Genomic DNA, 23,597 nt, shown 5'->3' with positions numbered 1-23,597 from the left:
CCGTTCTTGCGCACCATCGCGCTCCCGTCCCTCACCGGCCGGCCCGCACGTGGGCGCCGGCCGTCCATGCCGCGGCGACCCGGACGGCGTCCGCCGTCGGCGCCACGTCGTGCACCCGCACGCACCAGGCTCCCGCCGCCGCGGCCAGCGCGCTGATCGCCGCCGTGGCGGCGTCGCGTCGCTCGGGGGGCGCCGGCACGCCGTCCGGCCCGGCCAGCAGGTGGCCGAGGAAGCGCTTGCGGGACGCGCCGACGAGGACCGGGCGACCCAGCCCGCGCAGCACGTCGAGGTGCGCCAGGAGCGGCCAGTTGTCGCTGCCGCGCTTGGCGAAGCCCAGGCCGGGGTCGAGCACCACCTGCTCCGGACGGACCCCCGCGGCGACCAGGTCGTCCAGGCGCCGGGCGAGCTCGTCGCGGACCTCCGTCACGACGTCGTCGTACGTCGCCAGGGCGTCCATGACGTCGGCGTGCCCGCGCCAGTGCATGGCCACGTAGGCGACGCCCGCAGCCGCCACGACGTCGGCCATCCTCGGGTCCGCGAGGCCGCCGGACACGTCGTTGACGAGCACGGCGCCGGCCTCGACGGCGTCGGCGGCCACGGCGCTGCGCGTGGTGTCGACGCTGACCACGGCGCCAGCGCGGACCAGCTCCGTGACGACCGGGAGGACCCGGCGGCGCTCCTCCTCGACGGGGACGCGGTCCGCCCCCGGACGCGTCGACTCCCCTCCGACGTCGAGGAGGTCCGCGCCCTCCTCGAGGAGCCGCAGGCCGTGCGCCACGGCGGCTCCCGGCTCGAACCACCGCCCGCCGTCGCTGAAGGAGTCGGGGGTGACGTTGACGACGCCCATGACCAGCGCGCGCTCGGCTGCCGCCGCCCGCAGGTGCGCCGGCAGCGGTTCCGGACCCGTCGACCGGGCCCCGGTCGCGGGGGACGAGGGCGTCGAGGGCACCGGACCAGCCTAGGGGCGCGTCAGCTGCTGAGGATGAGGCTCATGGCCTCGGCGCGCGTCGCGGCGTCCCGCATCTGGCCACGGACGGCGGAGGTGAGCGTGTTGGACCCGGGCTTGCGGACGCCCCGCATCGACATGCACAGGTGCTCGCACTGCATGACGACGATGACACCCTTGGGCCGCAGCACCTCCACCAGCGTGTCGGCGATCTGCGTCGTCAGCCGCTCCTGGACCTGCGGCCGGCGCGCGAAGACGTCGACCAGTCGTGCCAGCTTCGACAGCCCGGTCACCCGGCCGTCGTCGCCCGGGATGTAGCCCACGTGCGCGACCCCGTGGAACGGCACCAGGTGGTGCTCGCACGTCGAGTACACCTCGATGTCCTTGACGAGCACCATCTCGTCGTGGCCACCGATGTCGAAGGTGACCTTGAGGACGTCCGACGGGTCCTGGTACAGCCCGGCGAAGAGCTCGGCGTAGGCGCGGGCCACGCGGGCCGGCGTCTCCCGGAGGCCGTCGCGGTCCGGGTCCTCGCCGACGGCCAGCAGCAGCTCGCGCACCGCGCGCTCCGCTCGCTCCGCGTCGTACGGCAGGGGGGTCATCGAGAGCTCCTCGTCGGTCGTCCCCCCCGGGAGTGGTAGGTCGTCGGCCGTGTGCGACATCTCAGGTGGTCCGGCCCGGGTCGACGGTCCCCCCCGGCGGGACCTCGCCGATGGGGTTCGCCGGGTGCTCGTCCTTCGCCGCCGCCGCCTCGTCCTGCGGGACGACGTGACCGTTGCCGGCCGCCTTCTCGGCGGCCGTCCGGACGGGCGGCACGTCGGACACCGGGCGCGCGTCGCTCGACAGCCACACGTCGCGCGGGTCGCGCTTCGTCACGCGCGCGAAGACCTCGGCGAGCTCCGCCTGGTTGAGCGTCTCCCGCTCGAGCAGCTCCACGACGAGGGAGTCGAGGACCTCGCGGTACTGCTGCAGGACCTCGTAGGCCTCGTCGTGCGCGAAGTCCATGAGCCGCCGGACCTCGGCGTCGACGATGAAGGCGACCTGCTCGGAGTACTCGCGGCCGTGCCCGCGGTCCATCCCCATGAACGGCTCGGCGTCGGCCTGGCCGAGCTTGACCGCACCGACCCTCTCGCTCATGCCGTACTGGGTGACCATCTTGCGGGCGATCGCGGTCGCCTTCTCGATGTCGTTGGACGCGCCGGTGGTCGGGTCGTGGAAGACGATCTCCTCCGCCACGCGCCCACCCATCGCGTAGGCGAGCTGGTCCAGCAGCTCGTTGCGGGTCGTGGAGTACTTGTCCTCCGACGGCATGACCATCGTGTAGCCGAGGGCGCGGCCGCGCGGGAGGATCGTCACCTTCGTCACGGGGTCCGTGTACCGCAGCGCGGCCGCCACGAGGGCGTGCCCACCCTCGTGGTACGCGGTGATCTTCTTCTCCTTGTCGTTCATCAGCCTTGTCCGCTTCTGCGGGCCGGCGATGACGCGGTCGATCGCCTCGTCCAGCTCGTGGTTGCCCACGAGCGTCCCGGCCGTGCGGGCGGTGAGCAGCGCGGCCTCGTTGAGGACGTTCGCGAGGTCGGCACCGGTGAAGCCGGGCGTCCGCTTGGCGACGGCGCGCAGGTCGACGTCGGGCGCCATCGGCTTGCCCTGCGCGTGGACGCGCAGGATGCGCTCGCGCCCGTTGAGGTCCGGTGCGTCGACGGAGATCTGCCGGTCGAACCGGCCGGGGCGCAGCAGGGCCGGGTCGAGGATGTCGGGACGGTTGGTCGCGGCGATGAGGATGACGTTCGCGTTGACGTCGAAGCCGTCCATCTCGACGAGCATCTGGTTGAGCGTCTGCTCGCGCTCGTCGTGCCCGCCGCCCATGCCGGCGCCACGGTGCCGGCCCACGGCGTCGATCTCGTCGATGAAGACGATCGCCGGGGCGTTCTGCTTGGCCTGCTCGAAGAGGTCGCGGACGCGGGACGCACCGACGCCGACGAACATCTCGACGAAGTCCGAGCCGGAGATCGAGTAGAACGGCACGCCCGCCTCGCCCGCGACGGCACGCGCGAGGAGGGTCTTGCCGGTGCCCGGCTGGCCGTAGAGGAGGACGCCCTTGGGGATCTTCGCGCCGACCGCCTGGAACTTGGCGGGGTCGGCGAGGAACTCCTTGATCTCCTGCAGCTCCTCGACGGCCTCGTCGACCCCGGCCACGTCGGCGAACGTGACCTGCGGGTTCTCCTTGGAGACGAGCTTGGCGCGGGACTTGCCGAACTGCATGACGCGCGACCCGCCGCCCTGCATCCGCGACAGGAAGAACCAGAACAGGGCGATGATGATGACGAACGGGAGGAGGAGGCCCAGGAGGCTCTGCCACCAGGACGTGCGCGGCACCTCGGAGTCGTACCCGCCCTCGAGCTCCGCGTCGACGATCGCGTCGACCACGTCCTCCCCCTGCGGGGTGACGTAGTAGAACTGCACGCTCGTGCCCTTGTCCTCGAACTCCTCGGACAGGGTGAGGTCCACGCGCTGCTGGCCGTCGACGATCCGGACCTGCTCGACGGTGTCGCCGGCCAGGAGCTCCAGACCCTGGGAGGTGTCGACGCGCTGCACGCCCGGGGCCATGAACGACGTCGCCCCGATCCACAGGATGACCACCGCCACGAGGATCCACAGGGCCGGTCCGCGGGTGAGCTTCTTCAGGTTCATGGGCAGCGGGCGGGGCCCTCGTCCCTCCAGGTCGCAGGATGATCTGCAGCGCACGCTACCCGCTGCACCCTGGGAAACCCCCGGCTGTTCGCCCAGGGCGCGACGCGCATCCGGCGGCGCCCGGCCGGCCGTAGTGGGGTGGCCGTCGACCGCCTCACCCGAGTCCGGCCCGCGTCGACCGAGGGGCGGACCCCGGCGTCAGGTCAGTCGCTGTAGACGTGGGGCGCCAGCGTGCCCACGAACGGCAGGTTGCGGTACTTCTCCGCGTAGTCCAGCCCGTAGCCGACGACGAACTCCGTGGGGATGTCGAAGCCCACGTAGCGCACCTCGACGTCCACCTTGGCGGCCTCGGGCTTGCGCAGCAGCGTCGCGATCTCGACGGAGGCCGCGCCGCGCGTCCGGAGGTTCGACAGGAGCCAGGACAGCGTCAGCCCCGAGTCGATGATGTCCTCGACGATGAGGACGTGGCGGCCGGTCAGGTCGGTGTCGAGGTCCTTGAGGATGCGGACGACACCGGACGACGTGGTGCCGGCGCCGTAGGACGACACGGCCATCCAGTCCATCTCCACCGGGCAGTGCAGGCGCCGCGCCAGGTCGGCCATGACCATGACGGCACCCTTGAGGACACCCACCAGGAGGAGGTCGCGCCCGGCGTAGTCGGCGTCGATGTCGGCGGCCAGCGCGTCCAGGCGCGAGCCGATCTCCTCCTCGGACAGGAGCACCCGCTCGAGGTCCTGCCCCATGTCAGCCGCGTCCACCGGTGGCTCCCCGTCCTTGCTCGTCGTGCTCGTCGTGCCCGTCCTGCGCTTCCTGCCCGCGCTCGTCCTGGGCTCCGGCTGGGCAGACCGTCAGCCTGCCACATCGGCGGCGCGCGGCGCGTCCGCCGGGGAGCGCCACGGCGCCCTGCCCGTGCCAGTCGGTGACCAGCGCGTCCACGGCCAGCACGTGCACCCGGTGCAGGGCGCCGTCCGGCACCCCCGCGCGCACGAGCGCCGCCCGCAGCGCCCGGCGGCGCACGGCGTCCGGCGCACCGGCGAGGACCGTGACGTCCAGGTCGAGGCCCGGTGCCGTGGCACCCGCCGTCGTCGGGGGCACCAGCGCCCGGGCGAGGACGCCCTCGGCGAGGTGGGTCAGGGCGGCGTCGTCGCCGGCGAGCTGGTCCGCGGTGCGGGCCAGCGCTTCCGCGACCCCCGGTCCGAGCAACCCCTCCAGCACCGGCATCACCTCGTGCCGCACCCGGCTGCGCAGCGGTGCCGCGCCCGGCCCGTTCGTCGGGTCATGCCACGGCTCGAGGCCGAGCGCCCGGCACGCCTGCTCGGTCTCGCTGCGGCGCACCCCGAGGAACGGCCGCCGGACCAGGCCGCGGCGGGGGGGCATGCCGGCGAGCGCGCGGGCGCCCGAGCCCCTCGCCAGGCCGAGCAGGACCGTCTCCGCCTGGTCGTCGAGCGTGTGGCCGAGCAGCACCGTGGCGGCGCCGACCGACCGCGCCACCTCCTCCAGCGCGGCGTAGCGCGCCGCCCGGGCCGCGGCCTCCGGCCCGCCGTGCACGCCGGACGGGCCCACGACGACGCGCCGTGCCAGGACCGGGGCGAGGCCCAGACCCGCGCACTGCTGCGCCGCAGCCCGGGCGACGGCGTCGCTGCCCTGCTGCAGCCCGTGGTCGACGACGACGGCGCCCGCCCGCAGGCCGGCACGCGGCGCCACGAAGGCGGTGGCCGCGGCGAGTGCGAGGGAGTCCGCCCCGCCGGAGCAGGCCACGAGGACCAGTGCGTCCAGCGGCAGGCCGGCGAGGGCGCGACGCACCAGGACCCGCTGCCGCGCCACCGCGGGGTCGGGCCCGGTCACGGCTCCGGCCGCCGCCGCGCCGGCCCGCGCCTCGGCGAGGTCACCGACCCGACCTCAGCCGTGCACGCGCCGGACCCAGGCGCTCGGGTCGGCGAGCTCCCGCGGCGTGGGCAGGGCCGCCGGGTCCTGCCAGGCGGGGTCGAGGGCGAAGCGGCCGCCGCTGCGGCGGACCCCGCGGACGAACCGTGCGCCGTTCGCGTACTGCGCGAGCTTGGCGTCCATCCCGACGAGCCGCCGGACCAGGCGTTCGACGCCGCGCGCCCGGCCGCGCCGGGCGGTCATCCTGGCGCGCAACCGCTTGAGGCTCGGGATCGCGCGGCGCCCGACGGCGTCCATCGTGACGTCGGCGTGCCCCTCGAGGAGCGCCATGACGGCGGTGATCCGTTCCACGCGGTCGCGGTGCTCCGCGTCGAGGGCCAGGTCGAGCACGGACCAGTCCTCGCCCAGGCGTCCCTCGCGCCAGGCCCGCACCCCGCGGTTCGCCGCCGCCAGGACGTCGCCGAGGGTCTCCGTGCCCGCGAGGTCCTGCGCCAGGGCGGCCACCTCACCGCGCAGGTGGTCCGCGAGCCACGGAGCGGCGGCGAACTGCAGCGCGTGCGTCTGCTCGTGGACGCAGACCCAGAGCCGGAAGTCCACGGGGTCCGCGGACAGGGCCCTCTCGACGTGCAGGACGTTCGGGGCGACGAGGAGGAGCCTGCCGCCGGGATCGCTCGCGCCGAAGGGGTCGAACTGGCCGAGCACCCGGCCCGCCAGCAGCCCGATGAGGGACGCGGTCTGGGCGGTGGCCCCCGTGGGCACCCGCCGCCCTGCCGGCTGGGTCCCGACGTCGCCGAGGAGGCCGGAGAAGGACTGCGCGGCCGCCCGGGCCCACCCCGGCCGGTCCACGACGAGCACCCGGGCCGCGACGTCCCCGGTCCCGGCCGCCTCGATGCTCGGGCCCAGCCGGGAAGCCCGCATCGCCAGCGGGCGTGCGCGCTCCGCCGCGTCGCGCAGCTCCTCGACGGCGTGGACCAGGGCCCCGCGGCTGCCCGTCGGCCCCGGCGCGACGAGCCGGCCGGCCAGCCGACCGGCCGCGTCCCAGTCGACGTCGAGGCCGGGCACGTGCCGGCGCTGGGTGGGCTCGCTCATCGCGTCACGGTAGCGGGCACTCGCAGCCGGCCACCTGCTGCACGAGGGCGTCGATGACCCGGCGGGGGCCGAGCTGGCCTCCGGGCGGTGTCGCGTCGGCGAGCACCGCGAACACGAGCTGGCGGCCCTGGTCCGTGACGACGGTCCCCGCGAGCGAGGTCGTCCCCGTCAGGCTCCCCGTCTTGGCGCGGACGAGCCCGAGCGCGGGCGCCTCGGTGAAGCGGTCCTCCAGCGTGCCCTCCCACCCGCCGATCGGCAGGTCCACCACGGCCGAGCGCAGGGCAGGGTCCAGCGCCGCGACGCGCAGCACCTCGACGAGCTGGCGCGCCGACAGCATGGAGCCCTCCGCGAGGCCGCTCGCGTCGACGAGCACCGCCCCGGCCGGGTCGACGCCGAGCCGTCCGATCTCCACCAGGATCGCGCGGGTCGCCCCCTCGAAGCTGCCGGGCAGGCCCTGCTCGACGGCCACGAGCCGGCCCAGGGCCTCGCTCACCGTGTTGTCCGACGTCCGCAGGAGGTAGTCGGCGACGTCCCGGACGGGCGCCGACTCGACCACGGCGATGCGCGTGGCGCCGTCGGGAGCGGTGCGCCGCTCGGTGGCGGTCACGGCGATCCCGCGCTCGGCCAGCAGACCGGCGAAGACGCCGGCCGCGTGCAGGGAGGGGTCGGCGTGCCGCGGCGGGTACGGCTCCTCGCGCGTCTTGGCGATGTTCACCTGCAGCGGCGTCACGGGCGCCACGAACCCCTGGGACAGGTCCGCGGGGTCCCACCCCGGGGAGACCGCGGGGCCGCTGAAGAGGCTCTCGTCGACCCCCAGGGACACCTCGGCGACCCCGGCCAGCCCGAGGGCGCGAGCCGTCTGGTCCGCGAGGTCCGCGAGACCGGCGCGCCCGTTCGTGGCGGTGGGGTCGCCCGCGCCGGCGGCCAGCATGACGTCCCCGCCCCCGACGAGCACGATGCGGCCGGGGCCCTCCTGCACGACCACCGTCTCGACGGTGCGCTCGGGACCGAGGGCCCGCAGCGCCGCCACGGCGGTCAGGATCTTGGCGGTCGAGGCGGGCTCGCGCGGCACCTCCGCGCTCGACCCCGCCAGGACGTCGCCGGTGAGCTGGTCCACCACGAGCGCGCCGACCGACGAGCCCATCCACGGGTGCACGACGGCCGCGTCGACGGCGGCCTGGACCACCGCGGCGTCCGGGACGGGTGCGTCCGTCGCGGCGTCGGCACCGACCTGGATCGCGGGGGGCGGGACCGCGGCGGGCGGCGTGGGGAAGGGCGACGGGCTGGGTGGCGGAGGGGCCAGCGTGAGGAGCCCGGGGACGCGGTCGTAGGCGTCCGCAGCCCCGTAGCCACCGGCTCCGACGAGCAGCACGGCGACGAGCGCCGCACCGACGCGTGCTCCTCGTGCCATCAGCCCACCCCCCGTCGACGTGCCCTGCGACGTTGATCGTCCCTCTGGTCGGACCGGCGGGTCCGTGGGACTGTCGGTGCGTCACACTAGTGACCCCGTCTGACATCACCGGTCACCCCGCCCCCAGCACCCCTGCGCGCGTGGCCGACGAGCAGGCCCCGCCGGGCCGAGGAGGAACGCTGTGGAGTTCGACGTCACGATCGAGATCCCGAAGGGTCAGCGCAACAAGTACGAGGTCGACCACGAGTCCGGCCGCATCCGCCTGGACCGCATGCTCTTCACCTCGACGCGCTACCCGGACGACTACGGTTTCATCGACGGCACCCTCGGCGAGGACGGCGACCCCCTCGACGCACTCGTCCTCCTCGAGGAGCCGACCTTCCCCGGCTGCCTCATCCGCTGCCGCGCCCTGGGCATGTTCCGCATGCGCGACGAGGCGGGCGGCGACGACAAGGTGCTGTGCGTGCCCTCCGGCGACACCCGTGCGTCGTGGCGGCAGGACATCGACGACGTCAGCGAGTTCCACCGCCTGGAGATCCAGCACTTCTTCGAGGTCTACAAGGACCTCGAGCCCGGCAAGTCCGTGGAGGGTGCGCACTGGACCGGCAAGGCGGAGGCCGAGGCCGAGATCGTGCGGTCGTTCGAGCGCGCCCGCGAGGCGGGCCACCACAGCATCTGACGTCCGCCGCCCCACCCACGACGACGGCGCCCGGTCACCTCGAGCAGGTGACCGGGCGCCGTCGTCGTGGCGCGGGGAGCGAGGTCAGGGACGCCCGGCGAACGGCATGGTCCCCGACCACCGCACGGGCGTGAGCCGGACGGGGACGCCGGGGCGGGACGCCTCGACCATCTGGCCGCCCCCGGCGTACATCCCCACGTGGGAGATGCTGTCGGGGTCGTTGGCACGCCCGTAGAAGATCAGGTCCCCGGGTCGCAGCGACGAGTGCTCGATCTTGCGGACCTGCTTGTACTGGTCGCGGGACGTCCGGGTGATCGACAGGCCGGCAGCGCGCCACGCCTGCGACGTCAGGCCCGAGCAGTCGTAGCCGTCGGGGCCGGTGCCGCCCCAGACGTACGGCTTGCCGACCTGCGTGAGGGCCCAGTCCACGGCGGCCTGCCCCTGGGCGGCCGAGCCGCGCTGCGACCCGGTGCCGAGGCCGTACGGGTCGCTCGCGGGCGGGGCCGGCGGCGGCGGGGCGACGACCGGCGGCGCGACCACCGGCGGCGGTGCGACCACCGGCGGCGGCGGCGCGACGACCGGCGGCGGGGCGACGACCGGCGGCGCGGCGGGCTGACCGGCGGCGGGTCGGCCGGCGGCGGTGAGACCGGCGGCGGCGGTGTCGTCGGCGGGGCGGGCGGTGCAGGAGGCGCCGTCGGCGGACGGTTCGGGGCCGGCGTGCTCGGTGCGGCGGGCGTGGTCGGCGGCGCGTCGCCCCCGGCCTGGGCGGCGGGCGGCGCCGTCGGCCCGCTCGGGGTGACCGGGGCCGCTCCGCCGCCCGGTGCGGCGGGGTCCGCCGGCCGTCCGGGAGCGGGCACCCCGCGGGACGCCGCAGCCACGGCCTCCTCCCGGGCCCGGCGGTCCGCGTCCACGGCGTCCTGGCGGGCGCGCTCGACGTCGACCGTGGTCCGGCGCTGCTCGGCGAGCAGCACGATGAGCCGCTCGCGCTCGGCGGCCGCCGAGGCGACCTGCTCCTCGGCGTGGGCCTGGGCCGCCTGCGCGGCGGCGAGCGCGTCGTCCGCGGCGGTGGCGGACGTCTCGGCCCGGGTGAGCGCCTCCTGGGTCCGCGCGGCGAGCGTGCGGGAGACGAGGTCGGCGGCGCGGAACCGCTGGACGGCCCGGTCGGCCCGCGTGCCGAGGCGCTCGACGGCCTCGGTGCGGGCAAGGAGGTCCTCGAAGCCGTCGGCGGAGAGGAACGCGCCGAGGGTGTCCATGGCACCGCCGGAGCGGTACGCCTCCATCGCGAGGACGCCCAGCTCGGCGCGGGCGGCCTCGAGCTCGGCCTGCGCGGCGAGCTCGCGGTCCGCGGCGTCCTGCGCGGTCGCCCGCGCCTCGTCGCGGGCGACGGTGGCTGCGGCGTAGTCCTCCGCCGCGGTGGCGACGGTCTCCCAGGCGGTGTCGGCGACCGCGCTCGCCGCGGACAGCTCGCTCTCGAGCGCGGCGATGGTGCGCGAGGTCGAGGCCTCGGCGGCCCGGGCCCGCTCGACGTCGTCGTCCGACGGCGCCAGGGGTGCGGTGCGCGACGACGGCGCGCCACCGGGCGCCGGCGAGGCCGCTCCCGTGGGGGCCAGACCGAGGACGAGGAGCACCGCAGCGGCCGACGCGCCGAGCGCGCGACGACGCCGTCGCGCCGGGCGGGGGTGCAGGCCGGTGCTCACGGTCCCCGACGCTAGCCCTGCAGCACGCCGAAGAGAACACCAGTCACACAGATCACAGCATTCACATCGGTCACTTCGGACACATCGGGCACGACAGGGCACCCGCGGTCACCCGAAGGGAGCAGCGCCCCGTCCCCGTCACGTCTCACCATCCGGGCCGGGCTTCCCGCCGGGGCGACCGCGGTCGTAACGTCCGGGTCATGTCCCGCCGAATGTGCCGCTGATCCGCGCACGTCCGGTGGTGTGCCCCGAGGCCTCCTGACCCCCCTGCCGACCCGGTAGCGAGCGGTCCGGAACGCGGCCCGGCGGCGTCGCTCCCCACGTGCCTCCCCCGCCCAGCCGATCGCGGCTGGCCAGGATCAGTGGCGCACTGGTGATGGTCATCCGCGGCTCGCCCCCCGAGACCCCAGGAGACCACCATGACGAATCCCAGCTGGTCCTTCGAGACCCGCCAGATCCACGCCGGTCAGACCGTCGACGCCAGCGGCGCCCGCGCGCTGCCGATCCACCAGACGACGTCCTTCGTCTTCCCCGACGCCGACGCCGCCGCGGCCCGGTTCGCGCTGCAGGACCTCGGCCCCATCTACACCCGGATCGGCAACCCCACGCAGCAGGCCGTGGAGGACCGCATCGCATCGCTGGAGGGTGGTGTCGGCGCGCTGCTGCTGGCCTCCGGGCAGGCGGCCACGACGTACGCGATCCTCAACGTCGCCGAGGCGGGCGACCACGTCGTGGCGAGCCCGAGCCTGTACGGCGGGACGTACAACCTGCTGCACCACACGCTGCCCAAGCTCGGCGTCCAGGTCACCTTCGTGACCGACCCGCACGACCCGCAGGCGTGGCGCGACGCGGTGCGCCCGGAGACCAAGCTCTTCTTCGGCGAGACGATCCCGAACCCGAAGGCCGACGTCCTCGACATCGAGGCCGTCGCGGCGGTCGCCCACGAGGTCGGCGTCCCGCTCGTCGTCGACAACACCGTCGCCACGCCGTACCTCATCCGCCCGCTCGAGCACGGTGCGGACGTCGTCACGCACTCCGCGACCAAGTACCTCGGCGGCCACGGCACGGCGATCGGCGGGGTCATCGTCGACGGCGGCTCGTTCGACTTCGCCCAGCACCCGGACCGCTTCCCCAACTACAACCAGCCGGACCCCAGCTACAACGGCCTGGTGTACGCCCGCGACCTCGGCGTCGGCGGCGCCTTCGGGGTCAACCTGTCCTTCATCCTCAAGGCGCGCGTCCAGCTGCTGCGCGACCTCGGCTCGGCGATCTCGCCCTTCAACGCGTTCCTCATCGCCCAGGGCCTGGAGACGCTGTCGCTGCGCATCGAGCGGCACGTGCAGAACGCCCAGGCGGTCGCGGAGTGGCTCGAGGCACGCGAGGACGTGAGCAGCGTGCACTACGCCGGGCTGCCGTCCAGCCCCTGGCACGCGAACGCCCAGAAGTACGCCCCGCGCGGTGCCGGCGCCGTCGTCGCCTTCGAGCTCGAGGGCGGCGCGGAGGCGGGCAAGCGGTTCGTCGACGCGCTCGAGCTGCACTCGAACGTCGCCAACATCGGGGACGTGCGGTCGCTCGTCATCCACCCGGCCTCCACGACCCACAGCCAGCTGACGCCGGAGCAGCAGCTCGAGTCCGGCATCACGCCCGGCCTCGTCCGGCTCGCCGTGGGGATCGAGCACATCGACGACATCCTCGCGGACCTCGACGCCGGGTTCCGGGCCGCCAAGGGCGCCTGATGAGCACCCCCTCCCGCCGCGTCGCGCCGCAGGCCGCGAACGAGGCGCACGACGTGGACACCCCCGGCCGGCGCCGCGCGAGCGACGTAGGTTGGCGCGTCGTGCAGACCCCGACGACGACGGACGCCCCCCCAGGGGCGGCCCGCCGCGAGCCCGTGTGGGCCGGCGGTGCGCCCGTGCGCGCCAGCGCCGCGTGGCGGGAGGGGGACCCGCTCGGGGACCGGCGGCTGCAGCCGATCGGTCCGCTGACGCTCGAGGGCGGCGAGACGCTGCCCGACGTGACCCTCGCCTACGAGACGTGGGGGACCCTCTCCCCCACCGGCGACAACGCCGTGCTGGTCCTGCACGCGCTCACGGGGGACTCCCACGTCCTCGGCCCCGCGGGGCCGGGCCACCCGACGGCCGGCTGGTGGGACACGCTGGTGGGCCCGGGCTGCCCGATCGACACCGACCGCTGGTTCGTCGTCGCCCCCAACGTCCTGGGCGGGTGCCAGGGCACCACGGGGCCGGCCACGGCCGCCCCCGACGGTCGGCCGTGGGGCGGGCGGTTCCCGTTCGTCACGACCCGCGACCAGGTCCGCGCCGAGCTGGCGCTCGCCGACGCGCTCGGCATCGGCAGCTGGGCGTTCGTCGTCGGCGCGTCGATGGGCGGCATGCGGGTGCTGGAGTGGGCGGTCACCGCCCCGGAGCGCGTGCGGGCGCTGGGTGCGATCGCCACGACCGCGCAGACGACGGCGGACCAGATCGCCTGGGCGCACCCGCAGCTCGAGGCGATCCGCAGCGACCCGGGCTGGCACGGCGGGGACTACTACGACCTGCCCGAGGGCCAGGGCCCGCACGTCGGGCTCGGGATCGCGCGCCAGATCGCCCACACCACCTATCGCGCGGCCGTCGAGCTCGACGCGCGGTTCGGCCGGGCACCGCAGGGCACCGAGGAGCCGCTCGGGGGCGGTGGCCGCTACGCGGTGCAGTCCTACCTCGACCACCACGCCGGCAAGCTCGCCCGTCGGTTCGACGCCAACTCCTACCTCGTCCTCACCGAGTCCATGCTGTCCCACGACGTCGGCCGCGGGCGCGGCGGGGTCGAGGCGGCGCTGGCCACCGTGGCGGCGCGGGCGCTCGTCGTCGCCGTCGACTCCGACCGCCTCTACCTGCCCGAGCAGTCCGAGCGGGTCGCGGCCGCGCTGCCCGGGGCGGACCGGAGCCACGTCATCCACTCCGACTACGGCCACGACGGCTTCCTCATCGAGTTCGACCAGCTCGGCGACCTCGTCCGGGAGTTCCTGGGCTGAGCGGCCGCGCGCCCTGCGCGCGCCCGTGCCCCTCCCTACGATGCCGACCATGGGCACCGACGTCGCGACCACCGACCGTCTCCTGCGCGCGCAGTGGCTGCGGCTGCGGGAGTGGCTCGTCGAGCTCGACGACGACGCGACCGCCGCACCCAGCGTCCTGCCCGGCTGGACCGTCGCCGAGCTCGTGGCCCACGTCGGTCGAGTGATGAACGCCCTGGCCGTCGCCCAGCCCGACGACGGAGACGCTCTGAGCCTCGGCCAGTACCTCCGGCTCGCGACGCAGCAGGCCGACCGCGTCGACGCCACGGCCCGCCGGCTGGCGCAGGAGATCGTCGACGACCCCCTCGGTGCCCTCGACCGTGAGGCGGAGGACGCCTTCGCGCACCTGCACGACCTGCGCGGCATGGGCCCGGACGTGGTCGTCCGCGCCCGGATGGCACCCATCCGCCTGTCCGACCTCCTGCTCACCCGTCTGCTCGAGCTCGTCGTCCACGGGGACGACCTCGACCGGTCGCTGCCGGCGGTGCCGGGCGACATCGTGCTCGACGAGGCGCTGGAGGTCGTCTCGGCCGCCCTCCTGGAGGTGCTGACCGGACGCGGCGCCTGGGACCTCGAGGTCGTCGAGCCGCGCGCCTGGGTCCGGCTCGCCTGCGGTCGCACGCCGCTGAGCGCCGAGGCCGTGGGCGCCGCGGTCCGCCCGCGCCACACCTCGGACTCCACCCCGGACCTCACCGGCGCGCTGCCGCTCCTCTGACGACGGCCGGCGGACCGCCTACGGTGGCGGACATGACCATGCTCGCCGCCGTCGCCGCCCGCACCAGCCAGGCCGACCCCCTGTCCGGGCTCGAGATCCGCCAGGTGGAGCGGCCCGACGCCGCCGCGCTCCCGGAGCACTGGTCCGTCGTCGACGTGCGCGCCGCGAGCCTCAACCACCATGACCTGTGGTCCCTGCGCGGTGTGGGCCTGCCCGACGAGGCGCTGCCGATGGTCCTGGGCTGCGACGCGGCGGGGGTGACGGCGGACGGCCGGGAGGTCGTCGTGCACGCCGTCGTCGGCGCGACCGGCCACGGCGTGGGGCCGGGCGAGCGCCGGTCGCTGCTGTCGGAGAAGTACCCGGGCACGCTGGCGGAGCAGGTCGCGGTCCCGGCCTGGAACCTCGTGCCGAAGCCCGCGGAGCTGAGCTTCGCGGAGGCCGCGTGCCTGCCCACCGCCTGGCTGACCGCCTACCGGATGCTCTTCACGAGCGCGGCGCTCTCCCCCGGTGACCGGGTCCTCGTGCAGGGCGCCGGTGGTGGCGTCGCGACGGCTGCCGTGCTGCTCGGGGCCGCCGCCGGCCTCGACGTCGCGGTGACGAGCAGGGACGCCGCCAAGCGGGAACGGGCGCTGGGCCTCGGCGCCGCCGTCGCCGTCGAGCCGGGCGGCCGCCTCCCGTTCCGGGTCGACGCGGTCCTGGAGACCGTGGGTGCCGCGACGTGGTCGCACTCCGTGCGGTCGGTGCGCCCGGGCGGGACGATCGTCGTCGCCGGCGCCACGACCGGCGACCCGGCCCCCATGGAGATCGCCCGGATCTTCTTCACCGAGATCTCCGTGCTCGGCGCGACGATGGGCTCCAAGGAGGACCTCGAGGCCCTCCTGAGGATGCTCGTGCGCACCGGCGTGCGCCCGCTCGTGGACCGCACCGTCCCCCTGGAGCAGGCAGCCGAGGGCTTCGCCCGGCTCGCGTCCGGCGAGCAGGTCGGCAAGGTCGTCGTGACCGTCGGCTGACCGGGGACCACGATGACCGACGTCACGCCGCAGGGCACCGTCACCGGCACGGACCCGCCGACCGACGCGCCCGAGCCGACCGACGACGGCTGGGCGCCCGACGTCCTCGGCCCCGACTTCCTGGCGCGCACCCTCCCGCTGGCCGACGACGACGAGGGCGAGGTGGTCGCGACGCTCGTGCGGTACCGCCCCGCGGAGCCGGAGCCCCTCCGCCCCGCGCGGGCCGTGCTCTACCTGCACGGCTGGAACGACTACTTCTTCCAGGTCGGGCTGGCGCAGTTCTGGCACGGCCACGGCGCGGCGTTCTACGCCCTGGACCTGCGCAAGTACGGGCGGAGCCTGCGTCCGCACCACACCCCCAACCACGTCGAGGACCTCGCCACGTACGACGAGGAGCTCGGGCTCGCCCTCGAGCAGGTGCGGGCGGACCTGGGCCGTCACGCCCGCGTCGTCCTCATGGGGCACAGCACCGGCGGGCTCGTCGCGGCGCTCTGGGCCGACCGGAACCCCGGTCGGCTCGCAGGCCTGGTCCTCAACAGCCCGTGGCTGGAGATCACCGGCTCCTCGGTGGCCCGCCTGCTCAGCACGCCCGTCGTCCAGCAGATCGCCCGCCTGCACCCCCGGACGCCCATGATCGCCCGCGACCCGGGGTTCTACGCCCGCACCCTGCTGACGCGCCACGGAGGCGAGTGGGAGTACGACGAGGCATGGCGGCCCGTCCCGTTCTTCCCCATCCGCGCGGGCTGGCTCCAGGCGGTCCTCGAGGGGCATGCGCGCATCGCCCGTGGTCTCGCGATCGACGCACCGGTCCTCATGGCGGCCTCGGCACGCAGCGTCGTCGGCACCCGGTGGCGGGAGGAGATGCGCGCCGCGGACGTCGTCCTCGACACCGACCTCCTCGCGCGGCGAGCGGTGCTGCTCGGGCCTCTCGTGACGGTGCTCCGCGTGGACGGCGGCCTGCACGACCTCACGCTGTCCCCCGCGCCGGTGCGCGAGCGGTTCTACGCCGAGGTGACGCGGTGGCTCAGCGCCTACGGCTGGTCCGGCGCCTGAGGCTCAGCGTCCGGCGCCGCCGTCGCGGTGCGGCTCCCGCAGGAGGTCGCGGAGGCTCGGGCCGTCCTCGCTGCCCGCGCGCCACACCGCCCACCCGTCCACGACCGTCCCGCCGGAGGCGAACGCGGCCGCGCGGTCGGGGTCGCCGAACCGCTTGCCGTGGGCCTCGACGACGCCGTCCGGGTGCAGGACCGCCTCGTACCGCTCGCCCCGCCGTCGCCGCACCCACACGAGCCGGGTCGGGCCCTCGCGGCGTGCGGCGATCTCCGTCAGCCGCGGGTCCGGCCCGTGGCGTCGCTGCGCCGTCGACGCCGGGGCACCACCCAGGCCCTGGACGACGGCCACCGGGGTGCCCAGCGGGAGCGGCCCGGACGGCGGGACGACGGACGACACGGACGGGGCCGTGGGTCCCGACGGCGCGGTGGGCGCCGTCCGCACGGCCGCGAACGGCGGCGGCACCACCGTCGGGCGGGGCCGCTCCGGCTCCGCTGCCGCACCCTCACGACGGTCGCGGCGCCGGACGGGCAGGTCCTCCGACCGCAGGCCGGCCGCCTCGTGCACCGGCACGGACCGGTCGACGGGCACGACGTCGACGACGCGGCCCCCCGCCGGGTCGGCCGTGACGCGCACCCGCAGGACCTCGACGTGGTGGCCGGGCTGGACGAGGAACTCCAGCACGTCGTCGACCCCGGCGGCGATCTCGGTGCACACGACCAGCAGGCGGGCGCCGCCGCCCGTCGAGGGACGCAGGAGCGACGACGGGGAGACGGTGCGGCGGAACGCCTCCAGGTGGGGCTCGAAGCTGGCCGCACCGCCGCTGTAGGCGGCGGCGAGCTGCTGCGTGGACATCCGCGCCGCCCGGCCGGCGTAGGACAGCGCGCGCAGGCACGCCGCCTCGTCCAGGCGCCCGACCACCTCGACGACGACCGGGCGCCCCGAGGCGTCGACCGCGAGGAGGTGCGGCTCGTCGGCGCCCGGGGTGCGGGTGCGCACGGGCAGCAGGTGCTCCCCGAGCAGCGCGTCGAGCTGGTCCCCGACGTCGGCGCGGGTGTGCCTGCTCGCGGCCCCTGGCAGCGAGACCTGGCGCGGGGCGGCGGTCCGGGACGGCACGGCGGACAGGGCGAACCCGCGGGCGGGAGTCAGCGCGTGCGAGGTCACCGGGGCACCTTCGCGGTCGGGGGCGTGGCGGTGCCCAGCGTAGGGGGTGCCGCATTGCGGACGATATGCGTGTCTCGCGAAACGCCGGTGGGTCACCCGTCCGCAGGACGCGCGTCGCTCACGCCCCGCGCGGTCCGTCGAGCCGGTCGGCGAGGAGCTGGGCCAGGTGGACGCCGGTGGCTCCGCCGAGCTGGTCGGCCTGGGTGCGGCACGAGAAGCCGTCGGCGAGCAGGACCGTCCCCGGCGTGAGGTCGCGCAGCGCGGGGAGGAGCGCCCGCTCGGCCACGGCGACGGACACGTCGTAGTGCCCCTTCTCCATGCCGAAGTTCCCCGCGAGCCCGCAGCAGCCGGCCAGCGCCCGCACGTGGGCGCCGGCGTCCTGCAGCAGCGCGAGGTCCTGCTGGTAGCCCATGACCGAGTGGTGGTGGCAGTGCGGCTGCGCGAGCACCTCGACGCCGTCCAGCCGCGGGGGCGCCCAGCCGACCGGGCCCAGCGGTGCGGGCGCGGTGAGGAGCTCGGCCAGGGTGCGCGTGGCGTGCGCGACGGCCACGGCACGGGGGTCGTCGGGCAGCAGGTCGAGCAGGTCGGAGCGCAGGACCGCCGTGCACGACGGCTCGACGCCCACGACGGGGATGCCGTTGACCGCGTAGGGGGCGAGGACGGCCAGGAGGTCCGTGAGACGACGACGCGCCCCGTCGAGCTGGCCGGTGCTGATCCAGGTGAGGCCGCAGCAGGCCGGCTGGTCGGGGACGATCACCTCGTACCCCGCGTCGCGCAGGACGGCGATCATGGCGCGGGGGACGTCGGGGTCGAACCCGTCCGAGAAGGAGTCCGACCAGAGGACGACCCGCCGGACCGCGTCGACCCCACCGGTCGCGTGGGCGGAGGCGGCCGCCGTCGTCGCCTCTCCGACGCCCTGGTTGAGGTGGGTGCGGCCTGTCCGGGACTCCCGCGCCCACCAGGTGCGGAAGGGCACCTCGGCGAACCGGGGGATGCGGCGGCGCGTGTCCATGCCGCCGAGCGCCAGCACGGCCGTCGCGACCGGACGCACCCCGAGGACGCGGTTGACTGCGCGCCCCAGCCGCAGGCGCCCCACGAGCGCCGACCACCGGGGCAGCCACCCGAGGGCGTAGTGGGTCACCGGGCGCAGCCGCCCGGCGTAGGTGCGGTGCAGGACCTCCGACTTGTACTGCGCCATGTCGACGCCCGCCGGGCAGTCGCTCGAGCACGCCTTGCAGGACAGGCACAGGTCGAGGACCTCGTGGACCTCCGCCGAGCGCCACCCGTCGTCGACCAGCGAGCCGTTCGCCATCTCCTGGAGCACCCGGGCCCGGCCGCGGGTCGAGTCCTTCTCGTCCCGCGTCGCCAGGTAGGACGGGCACATGAACCCGCCGGACGCCGACGTGTCCGCGCGGCACTTGCCCACGCCCACGCACCGGTGCACGGCCGTGGTGACGTCGCCACCGTCGTGCGCGAAGGCGAAGCCGGTCGCCCGCGGCAGGGGCGGGGCGTGCGGCCGACGCAGGTCCGCGTCGATCGGCCGCGGCCGGACGACGACGCCCGGGTTGAGCACGTCCGCCGGGTCGAAGAGCTGCTTGACCTGCGCGAACAGGTCCAGCGCGGCGGGTGTGTACATGTGGCGGAGGAGCTCCGAGCGCGCACGCCCGTCGCCGTGCTCGCCGGACAGGGACCCGCCGTAGGAGGTGACGAGCTCCGCGGCCTCGGTCATGAAGGCGCGGAACCCCGCGACGTCGTCGGCGCGCTCGAGCGGGACGTCGAGGCGGACGTGGATGCACCCGTCGCCGAAGTGCCCGTACGGCAGGCCGTCCACGCCGTGCCGGGCCATGAGCCCGTCGAAGTCGCGCAGGTACGCGCCGAGGCGCTCGGGCGGCACCGCCGCGTCCTCCCAGCCCGGCCACGCCTGCGCGCCCGACGGCGTGCGGCCGCCCAGCCCGGCGCCGTCGGCGCGGATCTGCCACAGCGAGGACGCCTCGGCCCCGGGTGGCACGACGCGCGCCGACACGGCAGCGGCGTCGGCGACCATCGCCTCGGCGCGCGCGAGCGCCTCCTGGCGCGTGGCCCCACCCATCTCCACCATGAGCCAGCCGGCACCCTCGGGGAGCGCCGGCACGTGCGCCTCGCCGCGGTGGCGGCGCACGACGTCGACCAGGCGCGCGTCCAGGCCCTCGACCGCGAGCGGCTCGTGCGCAAGGAGGGCGGGGACGGCGTCGGCCGCGCTCGGCATGTCGGCGTAGCCGAGGACGACGAGCACGGCGGCGTCCGCGATCGGCACGAGGCGGACCGTGGCGCCGAGGACGGTGGCGAGGGTCCCCTCGGTGCCGACGAGGAACCTCGCGAGGTCCGTGCCGCGCTCGGGGAGGAGGTGCTCGAGCGAGTACCCCGAGACCTGGCGGCCGAACCGCCCGAACTCGGTGCGGATCGTCTGCAGGTTCGCCGTAACCAGGCCGGCCAGCCCGGGGACGTGGTCCATCGCGCCGCCGCCGGACGAGGCCGTGAACCGGCGCCCGTGGCCGTCGACCACGTCCAGCGCCACCACGTTGTCGGCCGTCCGGCCGTACGCGACGGCGTGCGGGCCGCACGCGTTGTTGCCGATCATGCCGCCGAGCGTCGCGCGGTCCTGGGTGGACGGGTCGGGCCCGAAGCGGAGGCCGTACGGCTTCGCGGCCGCCTGGAGGGCGCTCATGACGACGCCCGGCTCGACGACGGCGGTGCGCGCCTCCGGGTCGATCCCACCGATGCGGTGCAGGTGCCGCGACGTGTCGACGACGATCCCCGGACCGACGGCGTTGCCGGCGACCGACGTGCCGCCGCCGCGCAGGGTGAGGGGGGTGCCCGTCGTCCGCGCCACCTCCGCGACCGCGAGCAGGTCGTCGGTGTCGCGCGGGAACACGACGACCTGGGGCACCACCCGGTAGTTGGACGCGTCCGTGGAGTACTCGGCCCGGCGTCGGGAGGCGTCGTCCACCTCGCCGGCGACGACGCGCCGCAGCCCGCGCACGAGGTCGGCGGTGGGGGCGCCGGCGGTCCCCGGCCCGGACGTCGTGAGCACGACGCGATCCTGCCACGCACGGGCCGGGACCCGGCCGCGACGATCGCAGCACGGACGCGCCCCCGTCGCCGGGCGCGCCCCCGGGTGCGGGCCCTTCCCGGTCGGGTGAGCCTGGGGGCGGCGGGCCGCACGGCCCGGGGGCGTCGTCGGCAGCGGCAGCGCCCAGCCGTTCGACGACAGGAGGACCACGTGCGCGCACTGACCTGGCAGGGCACCGAGAAGCTGAGCGTCGAGACCGTGCCGGACCCGCAGATCGTGGAGCCCACCGACGCGGTGATCCGCGTGACGTCGACGGCGATCTGCGGGTCGGACCTGCACCTGTACTCGACGCTCGGGATGTTCCTGGAGTCCGGCGACATCCTCGGCCACGAGCCCATGGGCGTCGTCGAGGAGGTCGGCCCGGGCGTCACGAACCTGGCCCCCGGCGACCGGGTCGTCGTGCCCTTCGTCATCGCGTGCGGGTCGTGCTTCATGTGCTCGCGCGGGCTGTCGACCCAGTGCGAGACGACGCAGAACCGCCACGCGAGCAAGGGCGCCACCCTCTTCGGCTACACGACGCTCTACGGCCACGTCGCCGGCGGGCAGGCCGAGTACCTGCGCGTGCCGCAGGCGCAGTTCGGGCCGGTGACGGTCCCCGACGACGGCTCGCCCGACGAGCGCTGGCTGTACCTGTCCGACGTCGTCCCGACCGCGTGGCAGGCGGTGCGGTACGCCGACGTCGAGCCGGGGGGTGACGTGGCCGTCATCGGGCTCGGGCCCATCGGGCAGATGGCGTGCCGGATCGCGGCGCACCTCGGCGCCCGTCGCGTCTTCGGCGTCGACCTCGTGCCCGAGCGCCTCGAGATGGCACGGCGGCACGGGGTCGAGACGATCGACCTGCGCGACGTCGACGACGTCCCTGCGGCGCTGCGGGACCTCACCGACGGTCGCGGACCCGCGTCGGTCGTCGACGCGGTGGGCATGGAGGCGCACGGCTCGCCGGTGGCCGAGACGGCGATGAAGGCAGCAGCGTTCCTGCCCGACGCGGTCGGCCGGAAGATGATCGACACGGTGGGCGTGGACCGCCTCGCGGCGCTCTACACCGCGATCTCGTCCGTGCGCCGCGGCGGGACGCTGTCCCTGTCCGGGGTCTACGGCGGCTCGGCGGACCCGCTGCCCATGATGGAGCTCTTCGACAAGCAGGTGACCGTCCGCATGGGGCAGGCCAACGTCCGCAAGTGGATCGACGACGTCCTGCCGCTCGTCGCGCGCGACGACGACCCGCTGGGGGTGCTCGACCTGCGCACGCACCGCGCGTCCCTGGAGGACGCGCCGGCGATGTACGAGACGTTCCAGAAGAAGGAGGACGGCTGCATCAAGGTCGTGCTGGACCCGGCGCTGCCGAAGGCCGGCTGAGACGACGACGCCCCGCCCGGGGGTCCGGGCGGGGCGTGGTCGGTCGATCGGTCGATCGGTCGATCGGTGGTCGGGTCAGGCGACCGACGCCTCCAGGGTGATCGTCGTGCCGGTGAGGGCCTTGCTGACGGGGCACGTGTCCTTGGCCTTCTGGGCGGCGGCGAGGAAGCCCTGCTCGTCCAGGCCGTCCACCTCACCCGTGACGGTGAGGCGGATGGCGTCGATGCGCAGGCCGCCGTCCGGGTCGGGCGTGAGCGAGACGTCGGCCGTCACCTCGAGGGACTGGACGGTGCCGCCCGCCTGGCCGACGACGCCCGACATCTGCATCGCGAAGCAGGAGGAGTGCGCCGCCGCGATGAGCTCCTCGGGGCTGGTCACGCCGTTCGGGTCGTCGGCGGTGCGGCGCGGGAAGGAGACGTCGAAGGTGCCGACCTGGGAGCTCGTGAGCTCGACCTGGCCGGAGCCGTCCTGCAGGGAGCCGTTCCAGGCGGTGCGGGCGGTACGGGTGGACATGAGACCTCCGTGTGCTGTGGCTGGTGCGGGCTGGTGCTGCGACGACGAGGGCGCGCGCCACGACGCATGTCGGTCGCACGCCCCTGTCGACGCTAACCAGTCCGCGACGCCGGGGCATTCCGAGCCCGCCGTCCGGTGCCGCTCGCTCTCAGGCGTCCGGGCCCTCCTCCGCCCTGTGCTGGGGCTCGGCCGGGTCGCGCTCGGCGGCGCGGGCCTGGATCCGGTCCTCCACCAGCACGAGCCCGAGCACGATGACGAGCCCCAGCACGAAGAGCCCGACGACGGCGCCCAGGGACTCCCCGGGCGCCTGCAGGCTGCGGTCGTCGTCCTGCCACGGCCACAGCGCCCGCAGCGAGCCGGCCATGAGGCCCGTCATGACGACGAGGGTGATCCGGTGCCGGTGCTCCAGGAGCCACTGCAGACCGGCGACGAACACCGACAGGCCGAAGATCGCACCGAGCACGAAGACGCCCAGGTAGCCCAGGTCCCTGTCGTTGACCGCGCCGAGTGTCGGCTCGTAGAGGCCCAGGGTGAGCAGGAGGAACGAGCCGGAGATGCCCGGCAGGACGAGGGCGCAGACGGCCACCGCCGCGGCCCCGAAGACGACGAGCGCCGTCGGCTGCTGGTCCGCGGCGGGCGGGATGCTCGTGAGGAAGAAGGCCGCGGCCGCGGCGAGCAGGCCGACGCCGACCTCGCGGATCGTCCAGCGGCCGCCGACCATCCGGGCCGGCACGACGAGCGACGCGACGATGAGCCCGGCGAAGAGCGCCCGCGCCTGGACCGGGTACTCCTCGAGCACCGGCTCCAGGAGGGCCGCGCCGACGACCACGGCGGCGAGCATGCCGATGCCGATGGGGAGGACGGCGTCCCAGCGCACCTCGCGCGCGTGGTGCCGGACGGTCGCCCGGTCCCGGCGGCGGAGCGCCACGAGCACCAGGCCGACGGCCGCCCGGACGAGGTGACCCGCCGAGCGGATGAGCGTCTCGTAGACGCCGACGATGAGCGCGATGGTGCCGCCCGAGACGCCGGGCACGATCTCGGCCGCGCCGATGAGCGCCCCCCGTCCGGCCAGCCCCAGGCGGTCGAGCCACCCGCGGGGCGCCGCGTGGTGCGGCGTCACGGGCGCGGGCGGCAGCGCCCCGGTCGCGGGCTCGACGGTGCTGGCGGGTCTGTCGTCGGTCACGCGAGGAGCCTAGTGACGCGTCCCGTGGTCGGGTGG

Annotated in this window: 20 protein-coding genes; 7 read left to right on the top strand and 13 right to left on the bottom strand. The window is 75.5% G+C overall.

Annotation, left to right across the window (positions count from 1 at the left end; all coding sequences use genetic code 11):
* Nucleotides 1-31 precede the first annotated feature (31 nt).
* From folP to dacB, 7 genes are all read right to left on the bottom strand, one after another.
* The gene (folP, locus tag LG379_RS13440; protein ID WP_370634524.1) at nucleotides 32-949 is read right to left on the bottom strand and encodes a dihydropteroate synthase; all 918 of its coding nucleotides are present in this window, start codon (nucleotides 947-949) and stop codon (nucleotides 32-34) included.
* A 20-nt stretch (nucleotides 950-969) separates the two neighbouring features.
* On the bottom strand, nucleotides 970-1,548 hold the full coding sequence (gene folE / locus LG379_RS13435; RefSeq protein WP_225755102.1) for a GTP cyclohydrolase I FolE: 579 nt from the start codon (nucleotides 1,546-1,548) through the stop codon (nucleotides 970-972).
* Between the two features lie 61 nt (nucleotides 1,549-1,609).
* Nucleotides 1,610-3,637: an ATP-dependent zinc metalloprotease FtsH gene (gene ftsH / locus LG379_RS13430; RefSeq protein ID WP_225755101.1), complete on the bottom strand. Its 2,028-nt coding sequence runs from the start codon at nucleotides 3,635-3,637 to the stop codon at nucleotides 1,610-1,612.
* A 203-nt stretch (nucleotides 3,638-3,840) separates the two neighbouring features.
* Entirely contained in the window at nucleotides 3,841-4,395 is a 555-nt protein-coding gene (gene hpt, locus LG379_RS13425) for a hypoxanthine phosphoribosyltransferase (RefSeq protein WP_225755100.1), read from the bottom strand.
* Nucleotides 4,382-5,482 (bottom strand): tRNA lysidine(34) synthetase TilS, encoded by a 1,101-nt coding sequence (gene tilS, locus LG379_RS13420; RefSeq protein ID WP_225755099.1) that lies wholly within the window; start codon nucleotides 5,480-5,482, stop codon nucleotides 4,382-4,384. The genes hpt and tilS overlap by 14 nt, the downstream gene beginning before the upstream one ends.
* A gap of 54 nt (nucleotides 5,483-5,536) precedes the next feature.
* Nucleotides 5,537-6,610, bottom strand: coding sequence for a zinc-dependent metalloprotease (locus LG379_RS13415; RefSeq protein ID WP_225755098.1), 1,074 nt, complete (start codon nucleotides 6,608-6,610; stop codon nucleotides 5,537-5,539).
* A 4-nt stretch (nucleotides 6,611-6,614) separates the two neighbouring features.
* A complete protein-coding gene (dacB, locus tag LG379_RS13410; protein WP_225755097.1) occupies nucleotides 6,615-8,021 on the bottom strand; it encodes a D-alanyl-D-alanine carboxypeptidase/D-alanyl-D-alanine-endopeptidase in 1,407 nt (468 codons plus the stop codon).
* Nucleotides 8,022-8,202: 181 nt separating this feature from the next.
* Here dacB and LG379_RS13405 point away from each other — a divergent pair, with 181 nt between their 5' ends.
* Nucleotides 8,203-8,700, top strand: a complete 498-nt coding sequence (locus LG379_RS13405) for an inorganic diphosphatase (RefSeq protein WP_225755096.1) — start codon at nucleotides 8,203-8,205, stop codon at nucleotides 8,698-8,700.
* Between the two features lie 84 nt (nucleotides 8,701-8,784).
* On the opposite strand, the gene LG379_RS13400 is transcribed toward LG379_RS13405, so the two are convergent.
* Nucleotides 8,785-9,129 carry a C40 family peptidase gene (locus tag LG379_RS13400; protein WP_225755095.1) on the bottom strand — a complete coding sequence of 115 codons (345 nt, stop codon included), beginning with the start codon at nucleotides 9,127-9,129 and terminating at the stop codon, nucleotides 8,785-8,787.
* Complete coding sequence (locus tag LG379_RS13395; RefSeq protein WP_225755094.1) at nucleotides 9,048-10,397, bottom strand: hypothetical protein; 1,350 nt, start codon at nucleotides 10,395-10,397, stop codon at nucleotides 9,048-9,050. The genes LG379_RS13400 and LG379_RS13395 overlap by 82 nt, the downstream gene beginning before the upstream one ends.
* A 419-nt stretch (nucleotides 10,398-10,816) precedes the next feature.
* Here LG379_RS13395 and LG379_RS13390 point away from each other — a divergent pair, with 419 nt between their 5' ends.
* Genes LG379_RS13390 through LG379_RS13370 form a run of 5 tightly spaced genes read left to right on the top strand, consistent with a single transcriptional unit; the run spans nucleotide 10,817 to nucleotide 16,242 of the window.
* Nucleotides 10,817-12,133 carry a bifunctional o-acetylhomoserine/o-acetylserine sulfhydrylase gene (locus LG379_RS13390; RefSeq protein ID WP_225755093.1) on the top strand — a complete coding sequence of 439 codons (1,317 nt, stop codon included), beginning with the start codon at nucleotides 10,817-10,819 and terminating at the stop codon, nucleotides 12,131-12,133.
* The gene (locus LG379_RS13385; protein ID WP_225755092.1) at nucleotides 12,133-13,425 is read left to right on the top strand and encodes a homoserine O-acetyltransferase; all 1,293 of its coding nucleotides are present in this window, start codon (nucleotides 12,133-12,135) and stop codon (nucleotides 13,423-13,425) included. Before LG379_RS13390 ends, LG379_RS13385 begins: the two co-directional genes overlap by 1 nt.
* A 49-nt stretch (nucleotides 13,426-13,474) precedes the next feature.
* Nucleotides 13,475-14,179, top strand: a complete 705-nt coding sequence (locus tag LG379_RS13380) for a maleylpyruvate isomerase N-terminal domain-containing protein (RefSeq protein ID WP_225755091.1) — start codon at nucleotides 13,475-13,477, stop codon at nucleotides 14,177-14,179.
* A gap of 38 nt (nucleotides 14,180-14,217) precedes the next feature.
* Nucleotides 14,218-15,189: a zinc-binding dehydrogenase gene (locus tag LG379_RS13375; RefSeq protein ID WP_225755358.1), complete on the top strand. Its 972-nt coding sequence runs from the start codon at nucleotides 14,218-14,220 to the stop codon at nucleotides 15,187-15,189.
* 12 nt (nucleotides 15,190-15,201) lie between these two features.
* A complete protein-coding gene (locus tag LG379_RS13370; protein ID WP_225755090.1) occupies nucleotides 15,202-16,242 on the top strand; it encodes an alpha/beta hydrolase in 1,041 nt (346 codons plus the stop codon).
* 3 nt (nucleotides 16,243-16,245) lie between these two features.
* Here the strand turns inward: LG379_RS13370 and LG379_RS13365 are convergent, their stop codons facing one another.
* Nucleotides 16,246-17,400, bottom strand: a complete 1,155-nt coding sequence (locus LG379_RS13365; RefSeq protein ID WP_225755089.1) for a hypothetical protein — start codon at nucleotides 17,398-17,400, stop codon at nucleotides 16,246-16,248.
* A gap of 118 nt (nucleotides 17,401-17,518) precedes the next feature.
* Nucleotides 17,519-20,470, bottom strand: a complete 2,952-nt coding sequence (locus LG379_RS13360; RefSeq protein WP_225755088.1) for an FAD-binding and (Fe-S)-binding domain-containing protein — start codon at nucleotides 20,468-20,470, stop codon at nucleotides 17,519-17,521.
* Between the two features lie 189 nt (nucleotides 20,471-20,659).
* Between LG379_RS13360 and LG379_RS13355 the strand changes: the two genes are divergently transcribed.
* Nucleotides 20,660-21,865 carry a zinc-dependent alcohol dehydrogenase gene (locus tag LG379_RS13355; protein WP_225755087.1) on the top strand — a complete coding sequence of 402 codons (1,206 nt, stop codon included), beginning with the start codon at nucleotides 20,660-20,662 and terminating at the stop codon, nucleotides 21,863-21,865.
* A gap of 75 nt (nucleotides 21,866-21,940) precedes the next feature.
* Here LG379_RS13355 and LG379_RS13350 read toward each other — a convergent pair whose 3' ends face one another.
* Nucleotides 21,941-22,378, bottom strand: coding sequence for an OsmC family peroxiredoxin (locus LG379_RS13350; protein WP_225755086.1), 438 nt, complete (start codon nucleotides 22,376-22,378; stop codon nucleotides 21,941-21,943).
* A gap of 148 nt (nucleotides 22,379-22,526) precedes the next feature.
* A complete protein-coding gene (locus LG379_RS13345) occupies nucleotides 22,527-23,561 on the bottom strand; it encodes a DUF368 domain-containing protein (protein ID WP_225755085.1) in 1,035 nt (344 codons plus the stop codon).
* Nucleotides 23,562-23,597: the final 36 nt, after the last annotated feature.

This window comes from Actinotalea sp. Marseille-Q4924, assembly GCF_916618755.1.
Classification (GTDB): domain Bacteria; phylum Actinomycetota; class Actinomycetes; order Actinomycetales; family Cellulomonadaceae; genus Actinotalea.
Note: the sequence above shows the minus strand (reverse complement) of the source record. Positions and strands in the feature narration are given on the sequence as shown.

What these genes read in the sequence shown, in the direction of transcription:
- LG379_RS13380 (WP_225755091.1), top strand. Translation starts at nt 13,475, where the DNA reads ATGGGCACCGACGTCGCGACCACCGACCGTCTCCTGCGCGCGCAGTGG.
- LG379_RS13390 (WP_225755093.1), top strand. Translation starts at nt 10,817, where the DNA reads ATGACGAATCCCAGCTGGTCCTTCGAGACCCGCCAGATCCACGCCGGT.
- folE (WP_225755102.1), bottom strand. Translation starts at nt 1,548, where the DNA reads ATGACCCCCCTGCCGTACGACGCGGAGCGAGCGGAGCGCGCGGTGCGC.
- LG379_RS13375 (WP_225755358.1), top strand. Translation starts at nt 14,218, where the DNA reads ATGCTCGCCGCCGTCGCCGCCCGCACCAGCCAGGCCGACCCCCTGTCC.
- dacB (WP_225755097.1), bottom strand. Translation starts at nt 8,021, where the DNA reads ATGGCACGAGGAGCACGCGTCGGTGCGGCGCTCGTCGCCGTGCTGCTC.
- LG379_RS13350 (WP_225755086.1), bottom strand. Translation starts at nt 22,378, where the DNA reads ATGTCCACCCGTACCGCCCGCACCGCCTGGAACGGCTCCCTGCAGGAC.
- LG379_RS13415 (WP_225755098.1), bottom strand. Translation starts at nt 6,610, where the DNA reads ATGAGCGAGCCCACCCAGCGCCGGCACGTGCCCGGCCTCGACGTCGAC.
- LG379_RS13385 (WP_225755092.1), top strand. Translation starts at nt 12,133, where the DNA reads ATGAGCACCCCCTCCCGCCGCGTCGCGCCGCAGGCCGCGAACGAGGCG.
- LG379_RS13370 (WP_225755090.1), top strand. Translation starts at nt 15,202, where the DNA reads ATGACCGACGTCACGCCGCAGGGCACCGTCACCGGCACGGACCCGCCG.
- ftsH (WP_225755101.1), bottom strand. Translation starts at nt 3,637, where the DNA reads ATGAACCTGAAGAAGCTCACCCGCGGACCGGCCCTGTGGATCCTCGTG.